Origin of the sequence: Pectinatus brassicae (genome assembly GCF_014201835.1) — a bacterium.
GTDB lineage: Bacteria > Bacillota > Negativicutes > Selenomonadales > Selenomonadaceae > Pectinatus > Pectinatus brassicae.
Genome location: NZ_JACHFH010000009.1, coordinates 69854 through 86798, shown reverse-complemented (window position 1 = coordinate 86798; position 16945 = coordinate 69854). Strand labels below are relative to the sequence as shown.

Genomic DNA, 16945 nt, shown 5'->3' with positions numbered 1-16945 from the left:
CTACGGGGATAGCCTGTGGAGATAATGTAAGACGTGTTTTTTGCGCAACTATCTGTGAAGCAGGAACCCCGCGACTTTAGTCGTGGGAGGTTCAGAAAAAAGACTTTACAAGCACCAGATAGTAAATCAAAAAGTGATATGCTGCGCTTATTTATTGAATTGTCACAAATTGCTCGTCGTGAAGGAATTTTGGCACTGGAAAGCCGTATAAATGAGATAGAAGATCCTTTTTTTCGGTCAGGTTTATCGATGGTTATTGATGGTATGGATCCGGAGTTTGTCAGTGATGTATTAGATGCTGAACTACAGGTTATGGAACATAGGCACTCAGAATATATGTCTATTTTTGTTCAAGCTGGTACATATGCACCAACATTGGGGGTATTAGGAGCTGTTGTTGGGCTTATTGCAGCTTTAGGTAATTTATCAGATATTGAAAAATTGGGGCATGCGATTTCAGGAGCATTTGTGGCTACGATTTTAGGTATTTTTACAGGTTATGTTTTATGGCTGCCAATTGCTAATAAGCTAAAAATTATGTCACAATTGGAAATCGCACAAAAAAGAATGATTATTGAAGGTATTTTATCTTTGCAGGCAGGGGATTCTCCTACAGCTATTGAAGCTAAACTTATGATATTTATACCGCAATCAGAAAGAGATTCCATAAAATCTGAAAGAGGTGAATGATAGTGGCCAGAAAAAAACGCGGTAAGCCAAAAGAAGAACATCCAAGTGAAGCATGGCTGCTACCCTATTCAGACTTAATGACGCTTTTACTGGCGCTATTTATAGTATTATATGCTGTAAATGCATCTTCGCAAACATCGACGCAAACTGAGGTGATGGCATCTTTTAGGCACGGATTTAATGCCGGAGGAATATCATTTTTTAATAAGATGGGGTCACAAAGCGGCTATTCAGCTTATTTGACACAAAATGAAACTAAGGAAAAATCAGCTAAAAGTTATATGGCAGAAAATGACCAGCTAGAGCGTGAAAAAGAAAAACTAGAAAAGTATATAAAAGAAAATAATTTACAAAGTGAAGTCAGTGCACAATTGATAGAACCAGGCCTCATGATAAGAATAAAAGAAAAAGCATTATTTGCCTCTGGCAGTGCTGAACTTAGCAATGATTCTAATAAGGTGACAACGATTGTGGCGAATTTATTAGGCGAGGTTTCACAAAATGTTATAATATCGGGTCATACTGATAATGTGCCTATATCAAATAGTCGTTACCCCTCTAACTGGGAATTAAGCTCGCAGCGAGCGCTCAACTTTATGGAAGCAGTATTATATAAAAATGCTAAGCTCAATCCGGCAAGATTTCAGGCTACTGGTTATAGTCAGTACCATCCTATTGCGCCAAATGATACGGAAGAAAATCGCGCCCAAAATCGTCGGGTGGAAGTTTTAGTGGCAAGATCGGCCAAAATGCCAGAAATGCAGCAGATTAAGTAGTTGTATTGGATATAATAAAGTGATGCATATTGAATTTGATGTTTACGCATTTTATTTAATATGCATTTTACTATATGTGGCTAATTTTAATTTATTAAAAATATTATGGAGGGATTCAATTGCGGATAGTAACAGCAATGCAGATGAAAAATATAGATAAGGCAGCAATTGAAGACTATGGTATACAGGAAATAGTTTTGATGGAAAATGCCGGAACAGCAGTAGCAAAAAAAGTTGAAGAAATGCTGGGAAATATACATAATGGTGATATCTTTATTGCTGCGGGAACTGGTAACAATGGCGGCGATGCTTTTGTAGCGGCAAGACAGCTTTTAAATCATGGATTTAAAGTTAAACTATTTGTTTTAGGTGATAAAAATCATTTTACGGCTTCAGCTAAAATAAATTATGATATCTTGCATAAAATATCTAACGAAATTTATGAAATTGAGACTGATCATGATTGGGACAAGGTGAAAATGGCTTTGAGCTTATCCAATGCAGTGCTAGATGGTTTGTGTGGCACCGGCATGAAATTACCACTTCGTGCTGAACATAAAAAAATGATAAATTTAATTAATAAATATAGTAAAAAAACTATAGCTATTGATTTGCCAAGCGGTGTTGAAGCAGACAGGGGCGAAGTTGAAGACGATTGTGCTGTCAAAGCCGATTTTACAGTGACTTTGGGTTTGCCAAAGATTGGCAGTCTTCTTTATCCTGGTGCAGCTTTTGTTGGACAAATGCAAGTTGAAGATATTAATCTGCCAGCAGCACTTTTAAATGATATAAATATTTGTCATAAATTAATAGATTATGATTTAATAAAAAATTATCTGCCTGCTCGTCCCATGGATGCGTATAAAGGCAGCTGCGGGCGCGTTTTAGCAATAGCAGGGTCAGTTGGTTATACAGGAGCGGCAGTACTTTGTACAAAAGCTGCTTTAAAAACCGGGGCAGGTCTTGTTACCCTGGGAACTGGTGAAAGCCTATATGATATATTTGCCGAAAAACTACTGGAAATAATGGTTAAGCCGTTGCCGGAAGCTGATAAAGGTGCCGTAAGTACAGCTGCTGTTGATGTTATTTTGCCGCGGGAAGAAAGTTATGATGCAATATTGCTGGGACCAGGGCTTGGCAGAAATCCTGCGACATTAGATTTTGTACAGAAATTTGCATTGCAGGTTAAAAAGCCCTTAGTATTAGATGCTGATGCAATTTTTGCTTTTGCTGGACAGGCTGAAAAATTAAAACAATGTGCACACATGCCAATTTTGACACCACATTTAGGAGAATTTGCCAATTTACTGCAGATAAAAGTAAAGGATCTCAAGCATAATTTATGGCAATATGCACAAGAGTCTGCCAAAGAATATAATTGTGTTTTCGTAGTAAAGAGTGAAAAAACGATTGTGGCATGTCCTGATGGTCAGATTTTCTTGACCACAGTAGGAAATCCAGGAATGGCAACAGCTGGCAGTGGTGATGTTTTAGCTGGTATGATAACAGCGCTGCGCGCTGATAAGTTAAATACTATAAAAGCAGCTATTGCCGGAGTATATTTACATGGTAAGGCAGGTGATTTAGCAGCACAAGAAGGCATGGTGGGCGTTATTGCGAGTGATATAATAAATAAGGTACAAATGGTAAGAAAAAGTATCGATGTTAAATAGTAGTAATATCACGTATAAGTGAATACGTTGGCGAATAATGGCGGATAAATTAGGATTTTATGCTGTACTGCAATTGACAATTGTTATCGAAAAAATTATACTATACACAGCTATATCCTTGTTATATTGCAGTATTGGAGGGGTTTCTTTGTCCGCGGGCAAACGTATTGTTGTAGAAATGCCAAATGAACTAATTGGTGAATTAGATGTATTGGCACAAGAAGAACAGACAAGTCATGAAGAAGTATTGTGCAAAGCACTTCGAGTCTATATCAAAGACAATAGACATCGTAGTATTATTGAACGCATGAAAAAAGGCTATAAAGAAATGGGGTTAATTAATATAGCACTAGCGGAAGAAGGTTTATATGGAGGAATATCAAAAAAATAGCCGGGCTGTGATGAAGCGTGGTGATATTTTTTATGCTAATCTTAGCCCGGTGGTTGGCTCAGAGCAAGGGGGGTCACGTCCCGTATTGATATTGCAAAACGATATAGGTAATAAATACAGTCCGACTATAATTGTGGCAGCGATAACAGCACAAATTTCCAAGGGGAAGCTGCCGACACATATTGAACTTAAAGCAGATAAATGTAATTTGGAACGTGATTCCGTCGTATTGCTTGAGCAATTACGTACGATTGATAAAAAACGACTTCGTAATAAGATTACTACCCTTGATAAGGGGATTATGAAAAATGTTGATGAGGCAGTAAAAATTAGTTTAGGATTAGTGAATTTTTAATTAATTGCAGTGTCTTTTTATACAGTAGTTTTACATTACGATGCACAATATAGAGATTTTATATACATAAGCTGATGGTTAAGCGGGAAAGTGCTTGTTTGACTATCAGCAAAATATTTAATATGGATTTGCTTTTTTATAATGGTATAAAGATAAAATATTTATACTTATAATATTATAGAAAAGACAATCCATATATTGTTTTAGTAGTAAGAGAAAGTAGGATTTAGTTTGTTAAAAAGAATATTTGGCATGTTTTTTGTATTATTACTGCTGCTGCAGACTGTTTGTATGGCTTCGGCTAGAATTGAGGGATTTCGGTATAATACATTGTTTTCATCAGCACAGGCCCAGTTTTTACATATAGAAATATCACTTAATCAGAAAGTTAGTAAATATGATGTACATATTGATCCTGATAACAAAAAACAGCTGATAGTGACAATCCCTAATACAAAATTAAAAAATAATGATTTGGAAATGCGTAACTTAGATGGTAAAATTGCCAATAAAATAGCATTATCCGAAGATCAACATAATATAAAGGCTGTTATTTCACTGCCTTATAATGCAAGTTATGCTGAGTATAAGACATATATGGTGGATAAGGATAAAAGGCATCGCAAAACGCCAGTACTAGCGATTGATATTGCCAAAGAACCAGCAATTAATAATACTACGAGTTCTTTGCGGTCGCTGCGGGGTCATACAATAGTTATTGACCCAGGCCATGGCGGCAGTGATTCAGGAGCAGTAGGCCCTGATGGCATAATGGAAAAGACGGTTACTTTGGCTATTGCTAAAAAAGTGGATAAAATACTTTCAGATAACGGGGCGAAAGTAGTTATGACCAGGACTACTGATCGGGATGTTTATGCACCTAATGATACAGCAGTGGAAGAATTGCAGGCACGCGTTGATATTGGTGAAAATGCGGGTAATGCAGATATCTTTATGAGTATTCATGCTAATTCTTTTATTAATGATACAGCGCATGGTACGGAAACATTTTATTATAATGGTTCTGACAACGGGAAAAATCTTGCCTCCTTTGTACAAGATGAATTGGTAAAAGCGACAAATTTAGCAGATCGCGGAATTTCCACTGCTAATTTTTATGTGATAAAACATTCATCAATGCCAGCTATTTTGATAGAAACAGCTTTTATTTCTAATAATACAGAAGAACAGCTGTTAAATGATGAAACATTTCAAACGACAATAGCACAGGCAATTTGCCGTGGTATCGCTAAATATTTCCAAAATAACTAGGAGGTGGTATTTTGAAACAATTAAAGATAATATTAGCAATGATAATGATTTTGTCGTTATTGTTGTTAACAGGTTGTAGTAGTACAAAAAAAACTGAACAATCACCAGCGGATAATCAAGGAATAAAGATTACTGATAATAATGCAGCTAATAACGGCAGTGATGCCAATCAGGGAAAAAATATCCAGAAAATAATTGTTTATTTTCCCGATGAAAATGGCGAAAAATTAATTTCTTCTAATAAAATTATTGATTTAGCCAAGAGTGATAAATATACAGCAGCAGTACAAAGCTTGATAGATGGGCCGGCTGCCGGCCAGGGAATTGCTATAATACCTAAGAATGCTAAATTGTTAAGTGTTAAAGTAGACAATAACAAAATTGCTTCAGTAGATTTTAATAAAAACTTCCGAAGCAATTTTAGCGGTGGTTCTACTGGAGAATTGATGCTTATTGGTAGTATTGTAGATACATTGACTAATTTTCCAGAAATTACAGCAGTACGTTTTTATGTTGAAGGTAAACCATTGGATAGTTTGAGTGGTCATATGGACTTAACAATGCCAATAAAGCGAATGAAGAATGTTTTATAAAAATCGCGATGCAAAAAAGCTTCTGCCGTCAGTGTTAACTGATAGCAGAAGCTTTTTTATTAGACAGGCTGTTTGCTTTGCAGCCAAATACGATGTAATAGGGCATTATTTTTTTTATAAATATTTTCAATATCATCAGCAGTGAACTTAGAACAGTCTGATTTTTTTATGGTAGTAGAGAAAAAATCATTAAATTTATAAAGTAATCTAAAATCTTTTATTAAATAAATATTCTTATTATTTTTTGAGCAAAAAGTTGCATCTTTTTTCAAATAGGCTGTTTTATTATTGCTGTAGTATGAAAGCTTAAAATAGGAATCCTTATTATAAGGCTGTACCTGCCCCAGCAAAAAGATATTTATATGGGGATTATTCTTCATTGATTTTACAAGCTGTTGTAACTGGAGTTCACGTTCCTGTGGTGATGTGGTATATGCAATTTCGCCATAGGATAGTTGCCCCTCTTCAATATAATGCATGATATTGGCAGCGGGTAGTATAAAATCAATATGAGCTTTTTCAAATTGTTCTTCCCAGGTTATCTGCATATTTTGTATTGTCTGTTGCATATCAGAGGAATATTGATAGGTTGTTGAAGTGGATAAAAGATTCTTAAAAGCCTGCGGCGGCAGGAAAAATTCAAAACCCTTGGCACAAAATAACAGCAGATAATTATTGAGATAAAAAAAAGAACGAAATTTTATAAGTTCAATATCATTTATCGGCTGAATTAAATATGTATCAGCGGTAAATTTTTCGCAGGTACGTTCGTAGATATCAGCAGAGATTGTTTTATCGGTGATGTAGGTACAAATATCAATTAAATTATCATTATGCAGAGAATATTGCAGTGAAAAATGATTTTTTACTGTGATGATATTAGAATATTGGAACTTTTTATCATCATGGATATGAAAGGTAATTTCAATATAATGATTAAAAAGATTATATAATTTATCTATAAAATCCAGGTTTTCATTGGAAAGTTTTTGTATATTACAGCCAATGTGAATATCGATATTTTTACTGGAAAAATTGAAAACATTAAAAAATAGTTGTTTATCAAGCAATGTTATAATATCACCAGTGATATACATTTCTATATCATCAGTGATGTTATTTAAAACGGTAGCGATTTCAGTAATAAAGAAATTTTTTATATTAGTTCGTCCAATAATCGTTTTTTGCTGGCAATTATTAGCAACCGCAGGATTTTCGTCTGTTGCAACAGTGTTGTTTTCACGATAGTAGGCCTCAAATAACATATTATTGATTTCATCAAATAAAAATTTTTTTATTTTTTCTGCGGAAACATGTTGGGATAAATTTATCTGGAATTCGTTAAAGAATACATAAGTGAGATTTTGCTTAACTATTTCATCACTTATAAAAGAGGCAATACATGTGTTTATTCTGGTAAGATATTTAGAAGAAGGATGGTTGATGTTATTGCACCATTTGCTGATATAGGAAACATCATAACCGATAAAATCGGCTAGGGAACTAAGTTTTATTCCTGAAAATTTTATTAGATGACGTAGTAAAGCAGCATAGGTATTTTCCATATTTATACACTTTCCCTAAAAAAATTTGCTTGAATAGTAAATTTCAAAAAAAATCAAAAAAATAATAAAACTGTAATATATATGTATTATTATAAGTTGAATCTTTGAATAAAACAAGCTTATAAATTTGTAATATATTGTATTTGTTTTACAATGCCTTATAAATAAAGCTTAAAATAAATTGTATAAAAAATCAAGTAAATTCATAATAAAAAGACAATAGATTGACTTATTGCCTTGGAATAGCTACTATTAGTAGTGTTGAAGAGAAAAGTAATAAATAAAGAGACAAAAAAACATGGCAATAATAACAAGAATTTTATGAAAAATCAATAAAATTATATTATTTAAGGAGCGATGACAATGTACGTACAAAATTTTAATCCGTTCAGTAATATGTTTCAATCCGCATTATTAGCCTTTTTGCCGATATTATATTTTTTCTTTGTGCTTATTGTTTTTAAAATAAAAGGTCATTTGGCAGCAATTTCTACAACAATAGTAGCAATATTGCTGTCAGCCTGGATTTATCATATGCCAGTAATACTGTCGATAATGTCGGCAGTACATGGGGCATTATATGGACTATTTCCTATCGGTTGGATTGTGGTTGGGGCAGTATTTTTATACAACATAAGTGTTAAAACTGGTCAATTCGAAATTATAAAGAAATCTATTATTTCCATTACTGATGACAGAAGATTGCAGGTATTATTAATAGCATTTTCATTTGGGGCATTTTTAGAAGGTGCAGCAGGTTTTGGTACACCGGTAGCAATAACATCTGCTATGCTTATTGGCATGGGGTTTAAAGCCAAAAAAGCAGCATGCATGAGCCTTTTGGCTAATACTGCACCAGTTGCCTTTGGCGGTTTGGGGATCCCGGTCTTGGTTGCTGCACAGGTAACAGGCTTTTCCGGCGCTTATTTGGCTAAATTACTGGCTTTTATTTGTCCAATTATCGGATTTATTGTACCGTTTTATCTAATTGCTGTAATGACTGGATTGAAAGGTATAAAAGAAGTATGGCCGGCTGTATTAGTAACATCGTTATCATTTTCGATTCCAATGTGTCTAACATCATATTTTTTAGGGCCTATATTGCCGGATATAACGGCATCGTTATGCTCAATGATTGCATTGGTACTTTTTCTAAAAATATGGCAGCCTAAAAATATTTATCGCTTTGATAATGAAAAAGTTGCACCCCAGATTACTTTGAGCAAGAAAGCAGTTATAAAAGCATGGAGCCCATTTATTATATTGATAATATTTATTGCTGACTGGGGAATGGCAAGTGTTGACAGTATTTTAAATATGTTTAATATTTCTTTTGCCATTCCATATTTAAATGGGGCTATTATAAATGGAACTACTAATGCACCAATAGCAGCTATATTTAAATTGAATTGGCTGTCAGCCGCCGGAACAGGAATTGTTATTGCAGCATTTATGTCCTGTGTCATTTTAAGAGTATCTTTTAAGCAGTCGATAAATATTTTAACACAGACCTTTAGTGAATTGAAATTAGCATTATTGACAATAAGCGGCGTTTTAGCTTATGCGTATGTCGCTAATAATAGTGGAATGACTACAACCATGGGGTTGTTAGTAGCAAAAACAGGCAGTTGGTTCCCGCTTTTTGCGCCGATTGTCGGCTGGCTGGGTGTTTTTGTGACAGGATCTGACACATCTGCTAATGCACTGTTCGGTAAGTTACAGACAACGGCTTTTTCAGCAGTAGGCATATTGCCAGTAATGGGGATTGGAGCTAATTTAGCTGGCGGAGCAGTAGGCAAAATGATATCGCCACAGTCTATTGCCATCGTTGCCGGGACTACCGGTCTTACAGGTAAAGAAGGGGAAATATATAAATTCAGCATTAAACATTCCATAGTTTTATTGACGATGATATGTTTAATAATTTATTTTTACAAGGATGTATTTGTATCATTGTTGGCAGGAGAAAATGGTGCTGCTGTTGCGCAGGCGGCCGGAAGCGACATTATATCGAGTACTGGTATTGTGATCTTGGCAGCTTCATTTATTGTTATTTTTTTAGCCAAAAAGATATTAAATGGACCGGAAGAAATACACCATTATAAATTGCAGTAATAAAATTTAATTAATAAATTTATCTAGTTTGGGGAGTGTGAGTAATCATGAAGAAGATTTCACATGCATGGCAAAAATATTTACAGCAGGGATTTATTAATAAAAAATATTGGCAGGATTTTAGAGAAAATGCTCAGGCTGCTTCAGTAGAATTACAGGAAATAAAAGAATATAAAGACGCTATACCAATTATAGAAAAAATAATCGCTGAGACAGGTGCACAGCAACTAGGTGCTGTAGGGGAAGATGATAATAAAAACTTGTTAATGGTATATACTGCGTTACAAAAACAGCATAAATTATATACAGATAAATTTGCTATTGTGAAAAATGCACCGCAGCTTGATATTGGGTTTTCTACGGCAGAATTTGGTGTAGGCGAAACTGGCAGTGTTTGTGTCGACAACTATGCGTATGAGGCCAGACTTATAAGTATGCTGCCGCCAATAAATATAGTCTTTATGGATAAAAATAATATTGTAAATACGATGACCGATGCCTTTGCTGTTTTGGAAGATGTTTTTACTGAAGGATATACGGGATTTGTTACCGGTCCCAGCAGGACGTCGGATATTGAACGTGTTTTGACTTTGGGGGTACATGGACCCAGTAGATTTATTTTATTTGCAGTAGAAAATGCGGGGTGATAGAGATGCAAAGCCGTAATATAAAAAATGAAATTAATGAAAAAATACATGATGAGATTCTGCGCAGTAATTTAGCTAATTTTGCCCAGCAATATCCTTTAGCCAGAGCTAAAGCCTATGCAAATGTGGACAGTATCGATGAATTACGCGATGAATTAAAAAATATGAAACAATATGCGGTAAACCATATTGAACAGCTGGCTGACGAATTTGAATCATCTTTAGAAAAAAGGGGGGCTAAAGTTTTACGGGCAAAAGATGGCAATGAGCTAAAGGAACAATTGCTTAAGATTTGTCGGGAAAATAATGTCCACAATATTGTAAAATCAAAATCAATGGCGACGGAAGAAATAAAATTAAATGATTATCTGCAGGAAAAAGGGCTTCACATAAAAGAAACTGATTTGGGAGAATGGATGCTGTCAGTTGCCGGACAACACCCGTCCCATATGGTTATGCCCGCAATCCATTTAAATCGCAATCAGTGTGCCCATTTCTTTTCGGATGAATTAAAAGAAGATATTCCTGAAGATATTCCCTATATGGTACAGACGGCTCGCCGTGTTTTACGCAAGGAATTTTTGCAGGCTGATATGGGGATTTCCGGTGCTAATTTTGGCATTGCCGAAAATGGTGCTATAGGACTTGTAACAAATGAAGGCAATGCCCGCATCGTCACTACGATACCACCAATACATGTAATAATCATTGGTTATGAAAAACTCATTCCCAAAATAAGCGATGCTTCCAAAATAATGCGATTGCTGCCGCGTAATGGAACAGGTCAGCGCATGGTAAGCTATCTGACGATGATTGATGGACCAACTCCCGTAATCAGAGAAAAAGATGGCAAAATGGTGGAAGAAAACAAGAAACTTTATGCTATATTACTGGATAATGGACGTTTACAAGCGGCACATGATCCTGTAATGAAAGAGGTATATCAATGTGTGCGCTGTGCATCATGCCTTAATGTCTGTCCTATATGGTCAACTGTAGGCGGCAATGTTTATGGTCATATTTATTCCGGTGGCATTGGTGCTATCCTTACAGGGCTGTTAAATGGCATGGATGAATTTGCCCAATTTAGTGATTTGTGTATTGGCTGCCGTAAATGCACGACAGTCTGCCCCGGTGAAATAAACATTCCAGACCTTATTCAGGAACTACGCAATCGACGAGTTACACAAAAGGGGCTGTCAACACCGGAAAAAATAATATTCCAACGGATAATGACTAATCGCAAAATATTCCATTCATTGCTGCGTGCCGCAGCCTTGGGACAAAAACCGGTAAAATCAGGTAAATTTATCAGGAATCTGCCATTGTTTTTTGCGAAAATGACTGATGGCAGGAGTTTGCCAACGATTGCCAGTACACCGTTTAGGGATAGGGCCGAAACTTTATTACAGCAGGGACCTAAACAGGCTAAAATGCGCATCGCGTTTTTTAGTGGCTGTAATCTTGATTTTGTATTTCCAGAAACCGGTGAATCAGTTGTAAAGGTTTTACATGATGTCGGAGCAGAAGTTGTTTATCCGCAGCAGCAAACCTGTTGCGGCAAGCCGATAATCGGTGCTGGTGATTTGGCAACTGCCAGAAAATTAGCTAAACAGAATATAGAGGCATTGGAGACAGCAGAAGCTGATTATATTATTGTGGCCTGCCCTACCTGCGGCGAAACATTAGAAAAATCCTATCAGGAATTGCTGGCTGATGATGTAGTATGGTTTAAGCGGGCACAAAATATAGCCGCTAAAATAAGGGAATTTAGTTCATTTATCGATGAAATGTACAAAAAGGAAAATCGTATGGCAGTTGTTCATGGCAGCCAAAAGATAACATATCATGATTCCTGCCATATGAAACGTGGGCTGGGAATCTATAAGCAGCCACGGGAACTGTTAAATGCTGCTGGTAATTATGATTTTGTGGAAATGACTAATGCTGATGAATGCTGCGGCATGGCTGGTTCCTTTGGCATGAAATACGCTGATTTATCGGTACAGCTCATGGATAAAAAACTAGACGGAATTGAAGCAACTGGAGCTCAAACTGTGGCTGTTGCCTGTCCGTCGTGTATGATACAAATCGGTGGCGGCCTTGATAAAAAAGCGCCGCAGATAAAAGTTAAGCATATAGCTGATATTTTGGCAGAAAACATAGTGAATAATGATTAAGTGTTTGTTATATAACTGCTAGTTATAAATTGCCCACTCAATATCGAATTTTTTATGCGCTGTTTTTTAGCATAATAAAAAATTCAATTTTATATAGCTATATAATAATTAGAAATATTTTATAGGAGGTGGGATATTCTAATTGCGAACAAAATAACATAGATCCATTTATAAAATGATTATTATATAGCATTACAGCCATGTTCTTTTATAGAACATGGTCTTTTTTTACAAATAATTCTTACTTGACAAATAATGAATAGAATGTTATATTTTATATACCCTATAGGGGTATATGGAGGAGATATTATGGTCTGTCAATGTAACAACGAAAATCATGATAATATAAAACATAAAAAACGTGATTTAGATGAAAAGAAAAAACTTATAACGAGATTAAATAGGATTGAAGGGCAAATTCGCGGCTTACAAGCCATGGTGGAAGATGACCGCTATTGTGTTGATATTTTTGTACAGGTATCGGCGGTGCAGTCAGCATTAAATTCCTTCAATAAAGAACTGCTGGCGCGTCATATCAGAACATGTGTAGCTGAAGATATTAGAAAAGGCAATGATGAGGCCATTAATGAACTTTGTGAATTATTAAAAAAGCAAATGAAGTAGGTGATATAAATGAAAAGGAAATTTGCTGTTACCGGCATGACTTGTTCAGCATGTTCGGCACATGTGGAAAAAAGTGTGGCCAAAGCTCTCGGCGTAAATGCAGTCAGCGTTAACCTGCTTACTAACAGTATGCAGGTTGACTTTAATGAAGGACAGATAAATGAGGCAGCTATTATAAAAACGGTAGAAGACGCTGGTTATAACGCCAGTATTTTTACTGATAAAAATACTGCTGAAGAAATGCCGAAAATGATAGATGATGGCATAAAAAATATGCAAAATCGCTTAAGTGTATCTATTGTATTTCTATTATTACTGATGTATATTTCCATGGGTACCATGGTGTATGATGTATTTTCTGCCAATTTACCACAGTTTATGCTGAAGTATTTTATCGGGGATAAAAATGCCCTTGTTTATTCTTTTACCCAGTTGTTATTGTTAGTACCAATATTATTGGCCAATCAAAAATATTTTAAAAATGGATTTAAGACGCTTTATAAAAAAAGTCCTAATATGGACAGCCTTATAGCCATTGGTGCAGGGGCAGCCGCAGTATATGGTATATTTGCTATTTATCGCATTGGCTATGGAATGGGGTATGCCGATTGGCAGTTAGTTCAGCAATACCAGCATAATCTGTACTTTGAGTCAGCCGGGATGATACTTACATTAATAACAGTAGGCAAATATTTAGAAGCAAGAGCAAAAGGAAAAACCAGTGAAGCAATTAATAAACTAATAAATTTAACACCTAAAACAGTTACCGTGCTTAGGGACAATCAAGAGAAAATTATTGCGGCAGCTGATATTGTTGTCGGAGATATCTTTATTATTAAGCCTGGTGAAGCTGTTGCTGTGGACGGCATCATTATTGAGGGACAATCCTTGCTGGATGAAGCGGCAGTAACCGGTGAAGGTATACCGGTAGCAAAACAAGCTGGTGATAAGATAATTTCAGCATCATTGAATAAATCGGGACTTCTTACGGCTAAAGCGGTAAAGGTAGGCGATAATACAACTATTGCCCAAATAATAAAATTGGTGGAGGAAGCATCAGCCAGTAAGGCACCAATTGCTAAATTAGCAGATAAAATAGCCGGGGTTTTTGTACCGATTGTTATAACGATATCTTTACTGACAGCAATTGTTTGGCTTGTCGCAGGAGCAAGTACTGAATTTGCTGTATCAACCGCTATAGCTGTGTTGGTGATTTCCTGCCCGTGTGCTTTAGGATTGGCGACACCGGTAGCCATTATGGTAGGCACTGGCAAAGGTGCGCAAAATGGCATATTAATAAAATCAGGTGAAGCATTGCAGACAATCAATAAAGTTGATACTATTGTTTTGGATAAGACCGGAACTATTACCAAGGGACAGCCTCAAGTGACAGATATTATAACGCTGGCAGATTTATCGGCAAAAGAACTGCTGAAAATTGCTGGTTCTTTAGAAAAAGGCAGTGACCATCCGCTGGCAGAAGCTATAATAGATAAATGTAAGCGAGAATCTGCAGCCTTTTATAAACTTACTGATTTTTCGGCTGTATTTGGTAAAGGGGTAGCTGGTAAAATTAACGATAAATACTATTATGCCGGCAATCAAAAGATGATGCAGGAAAAAAATATAATATTGGCTGATGAAATAAATTTATTGATAAATAAATTATCATTAGCGGGTAAAACAGCATTATTATTTAGTGATGATAAAAAGATACTGGGAATTATCGCCGTAGCTGATACTGTAAAAGCTACGAGTAAGGCTGCAATTGCCAAATTAAAACAGCAGGGACGCCATATTATAATGCTTACTGGCGATAATGAAATTACCGCCCAGGCGATAAAAAAACAGGTAGGAATAGATGAAGTAATAGCCGGTGTTTTACCTGCGCAAAAAGAAGCTCAAATAACTGCATTAAAAAATAATGGTCATAAAGTTGCTATGGTGGGTGATGGTATTAATGATGCACCAGCCTTGGCTGCGGCCGATGTTGGCATAGCCATTGGTGCTGGTACTGATGTTGCCATTGAGAGTGCTGATATTGTACTGATGAAAAATGATCTTTTGGATGTCGTTAAGGCATTAAAATTAAGTACGGCCGTCATCCGCAATATCAAGGAAAATTTATTTTGGGCATTTTTTTATAATGTGATAGGGATACCATTGGCGGCAGGGGCACTTTATGCAGCTTGGGGAATCAGGCTTAATCCAATGTTTGCAGCGGCAGCAATGAGTCTCAGCAGCGTATGCGTGGTTACAAATGCCCTGCGCCTTAAAAGATTACAGATAAATACAGTTGATGAAAAAATAGGCGATAGTGAGCATTTTACTATAGAGAATGTAAAAGAAAAGGAAGCTGATACTATGAAAAAGACCGTAATTATGATTGAAGGCATGAGTTGTGGACACTGCACAGGAAGAGTGGAAAAAGCATTGCAGTCAGTAGTTGGGGTAACTGAGGTCAGCGTAAGTCTTGAAGATAAAAAAGCTGTAGTTACAAGTGAGGAAAATGTAAGTAGTGATGTATTGAAAAACACTGTAGTTGAAGCAGGGTATGAGGTTGTAGGTATAAAATAATAAAAAAAGGAAACAGCCCGGCAGTTTATGCAGTGAAAAGCATTGACTGTCGGGCTGTTTTATATGGAGATAATAATTTTTATTTATATAGAGACAGTTGCTGTTGTTCGTTGTTTAAGATATTTTGCGCAAGCTCAAATTGCATTTGTACCTGTTTAGGTGATGTGCCGCCGTAGGAATTGCGGTTATCAACACAGGTTTGGGCTTTAATGGCTTCGTGGATATCTTCACTGAATAAATCGGAAAGACTTTTAAATTCATCCATGGTTAAATCCTCAAGCCATTTATTATGCTCAATACAATAATGAACAGCCTTGCCGGAAACAGCATGGGCGCTTCTAAAAGGCATGCCTTTTTTTACCAGGTAATCGGCAAGGTCAGTAGCATTGGAAAAGTCTTCCTGTACGGCCTTGAGCATATTTTCCTTATTGACCTTCATGCCGCGGATAAGCTGGGCATAAACAGCCAAACTGAATTTTACGGTATCAATAGTGTCAAAAAGACCTTCCTTATCTTCCTGCAAGTCTTTGTTATAGGCCAATGGCAGTCCTTTAACAGTAGACAGCATAGCCATCAGATGGCCAATTACACGGCCGGTTTTACCGCGAACCAGTTCGGATACGTCAGGGTTTTTCTTTTGCGGCATCATACTTGAACCAGTACAATGGGCATCGTCTAATTCCACAAAGGAAAATTCGCGTGAACACCAGAAAATTATTTCCTCACTGATGCGGCTGAGATGAACCATTAAAATGGAAGCTGCTGATAAAAATTCCATAATATAATCTCTGTCACTTACAGCATCAAGGCTGTTGGCATAAACGGCAGAAAAATTAAGTTCATCGGCAACCATCTGGCGGTTTATTGGGAATGTTGTACCAGCCAGTGCTCCGGCCCCTAAAGGCATAATATCGCAGCGTTCATATACGCCTTTGAAACGGGAGAAATCACGTGACAGCATAGAAAAATAGGCCATCATATGATGGGAAAATAAAATTGGCTGAGCTCTTTGCAGATGAGTGTAGCCGGGCATGATAGTGTCACTGTATTTTTTAGCTGTTGCCACAAAGGCTGTTTGTAAATCCAAGATAAGTTTCTGCACAGCGGCTGTTTCGCGCCGTACATACATATGGGTATCAAGAGCAACCTGATCATTGCGGCTTCTAGCGGTATGCAGACGGCCACCGGCTTCGCCGATAGTTTCGGTCAGGCGTTTTTCGATATTCATATGAATATCTTCAAGGTCGATGGAAAAATCAAAATCGCCATGTTCGATTTGTTCCAATATATTTTGCAGACCATCAGTGATTTTACTACAGTCTTCGTCAGATATGATACCGCATTTAGCAAGCATTTTGGCATGAGCCATACTGCCGGCTATATCTTCATGATACATGCGTTTATCAAATTGAATAGAAGCCTGAAATTCATTTATCATTTCGTTGGTGGACTTAGAGAAACGTCCACCCCATAATTGTTCTGCCATA

General features: G+C 36.5%; 14 protein-coding genes. 12 read left to right on the top strand and 2 right to left on the bottom strand.

The features are described 5' to 3' along the window. The first annotated feature begins 54 nt into the window (after window positions 1-54). The 7 genes from HNR32_RS05070 to HNR32_RS05040 all read left to right on the top strand — a co-directional run bounded on the left by HNR32_RS05070 (window position 55) and on the right by HNR32_RS05040 (window position 5750). Window positions 55-690 carry a MotA/TolQ/ExbB proton channel family protein gene (locus HNR32_RS05070; RefSeq protein WP_311636463.1) on the top strand — a complete coding sequence of 212 codons (636 nt, stop codon included), beginning with the start codon at window positions 55-57 and terminating at the stop codon, window positions 688-690. A gap of 2 nt (window positions 691-692) precedes the next feature. Further along, on the top strand, window positions 693-1466 hold the full coding sequence (locus tag HNR32_RS05065) for a flagellar motor protein MotB (RefSeq protein ID WP_183860313.1): 774 nt from the start codon (window positions 693-695) through the stop codon (window positions 1464-1466). A gap of 119 nt (window positions 1467-1585) precedes the next feature. Then, complete coding sequence (locus HNR32_RS05060) at window positions 1586-3139, top strand: NAD(P)H-hydrate dehydratase (protein WP_183860311.1); 1554 nt, start codon at window positions 1586-1588, stop codon at window positions 3137-3139. A 37-nt stretch (window positions 3140-3176) separates the two neighbouring features. Beyond that, window positions 3177-3530: a hypothetical protein gene (locus HNR32_RS05055; protein ID WP_183860309.1), complete on the top strand. Its 354-nt coding sequence runs from the start codon at window positions 3177-3179 to the stop codon at window positions 3528-3530. Next, the gene (locus HNR32_RS05050; RefSeq protein ID WP_183860306.1) at window positions 3508-3885 is read left to right on the top strand and encodes a type II toxin-antitoxin system PemK/MazF family toxin; all 378 of its coding nucleotides are present in this window, start codon (window positions 3508-3510) and stop codon (window positions 3883-3885) included. The genes HNR32_RS05055 and HNR32_RS05050 overlap by 23 nt, the downstream gene beginning before the upstream one ends. Before the next feature lie 231 nt (window positions 3886-4116). Then, window positions 4117-5157: an N-acetylmuramoyl-L-alanine amidase family protein gene (locus HNR32_RS14070; protein ID WP_231038150.1), complete on the top strand. Its 1041-nt coding sequence runs from the start codon at window positions 4117-4119 to the stop codon at window positions 5155-5157. 11 nt (window positions 5158-5168) lie between these two features. Next, entirely contained in the window at window positions 5169-5750 is a 582-nt protein-coding gene (locus HNR32_RS05040) for a GerMN domain-containing protein (protein ID WP_183860304.1), read from the top strand. 59 nt (window positions 5751-5809) lie between these two features. Here the strand turns inward: HNR32_RS05040 and HNR32_RS05035 are convergent, their stop codons facing one another. Beyond that, entirely contained in the window at window positions 5810-7315 is a 1506-nt protein-coding gene (locus tag HNR32_RS05035) for a helix-turn-helix domain-containing protein (RefSeq protein ID WP_183860302.1), read from the bottom strand. 363 nt (window positions 7316-7678) lie between these two features. On the opposite strand from HNR32_RS05035, the gene HNR32_RS05030 reads away from it, so the two are divergent. From HNR32_RS05030 to HNR32_RS05010, 5 genes are all read left to right on the top strand, one after another. Then, window positions 7679-9430: an L-lactate permease gene (locus HNR32_RS05030; protein WP_183860300.1), complete on the top strand. Its 1752-nt coding sequence runs from the start codon at window positions 7679-7681 to the stop codon at window positions 9428-9430. 47 nt (window positions 9431-9477) lie between these two features. Continuing rightward, window positions 9478-10077, top strand: coding sequence for a LutC/YkgG family protein (locus tag HNR32_RS05025; RefSeq protein ID WP_183860298.1), 600 nt, complete (start codon window positions 9478-9480; stop codon window positions 10075-10077). Between the two features lie 5 nt (window positions 10078-10082). Then, a complete protein-coding gene (gene ldhH, locus HNR32_RS05020) occupies window positions 10083-12257 on the top strand; it encodes an L-lactate dehydrogenase (quinone) large subunit LdhH (RefSeq protein WP_183860296.1) in 2175 nt (724 codons plus the stop codon). A 309-nt stretch (window positions 12258-12566) separates the two neighbouring features. After that, window positions 12567-12881, top strand: coding sequence for a metal-sensing transcriptional repressor (locus HNR32_RS05015; RefSeq protein WP_183860294.1), 315 nt, complete (start codon window positions 12567-12569; stop codon window positions 12879-12881). A gap of 9 nt (window positions 12882-12890) precedes the next feature. Further along, the gene (locus tag HNR32_RS05010; protein WP_183860292.1) at window positions 12891-15458 is read left to right on the top strand and encodes a heavy metal translocating P-type ATPase; all 2568 of its coding nucleotides are present in this window, start codon (window positions 12891-12893) and stop codon (window positions 15456-15458) included. A gap of 79 nt (window positions 15459-15537) precedes the next feature. On the opposite strand, the gene argH is transcribed toward HNR32_RS05010, so the two are convergent. Beyond that, window positions 15538-16944 (bottom strand): argininosuccinate lyase, encoded by a 1407-nt coding sequence (gene argH, locus HNR32_RS05005; RefSeq protein ID WP_183860290.1) that lies wholly within the window; start codon window positions 16942-16944, stop codon window positions 15538-15540. Between the last annotated feature and the right edge of the window lies 1 nt (window position 16945).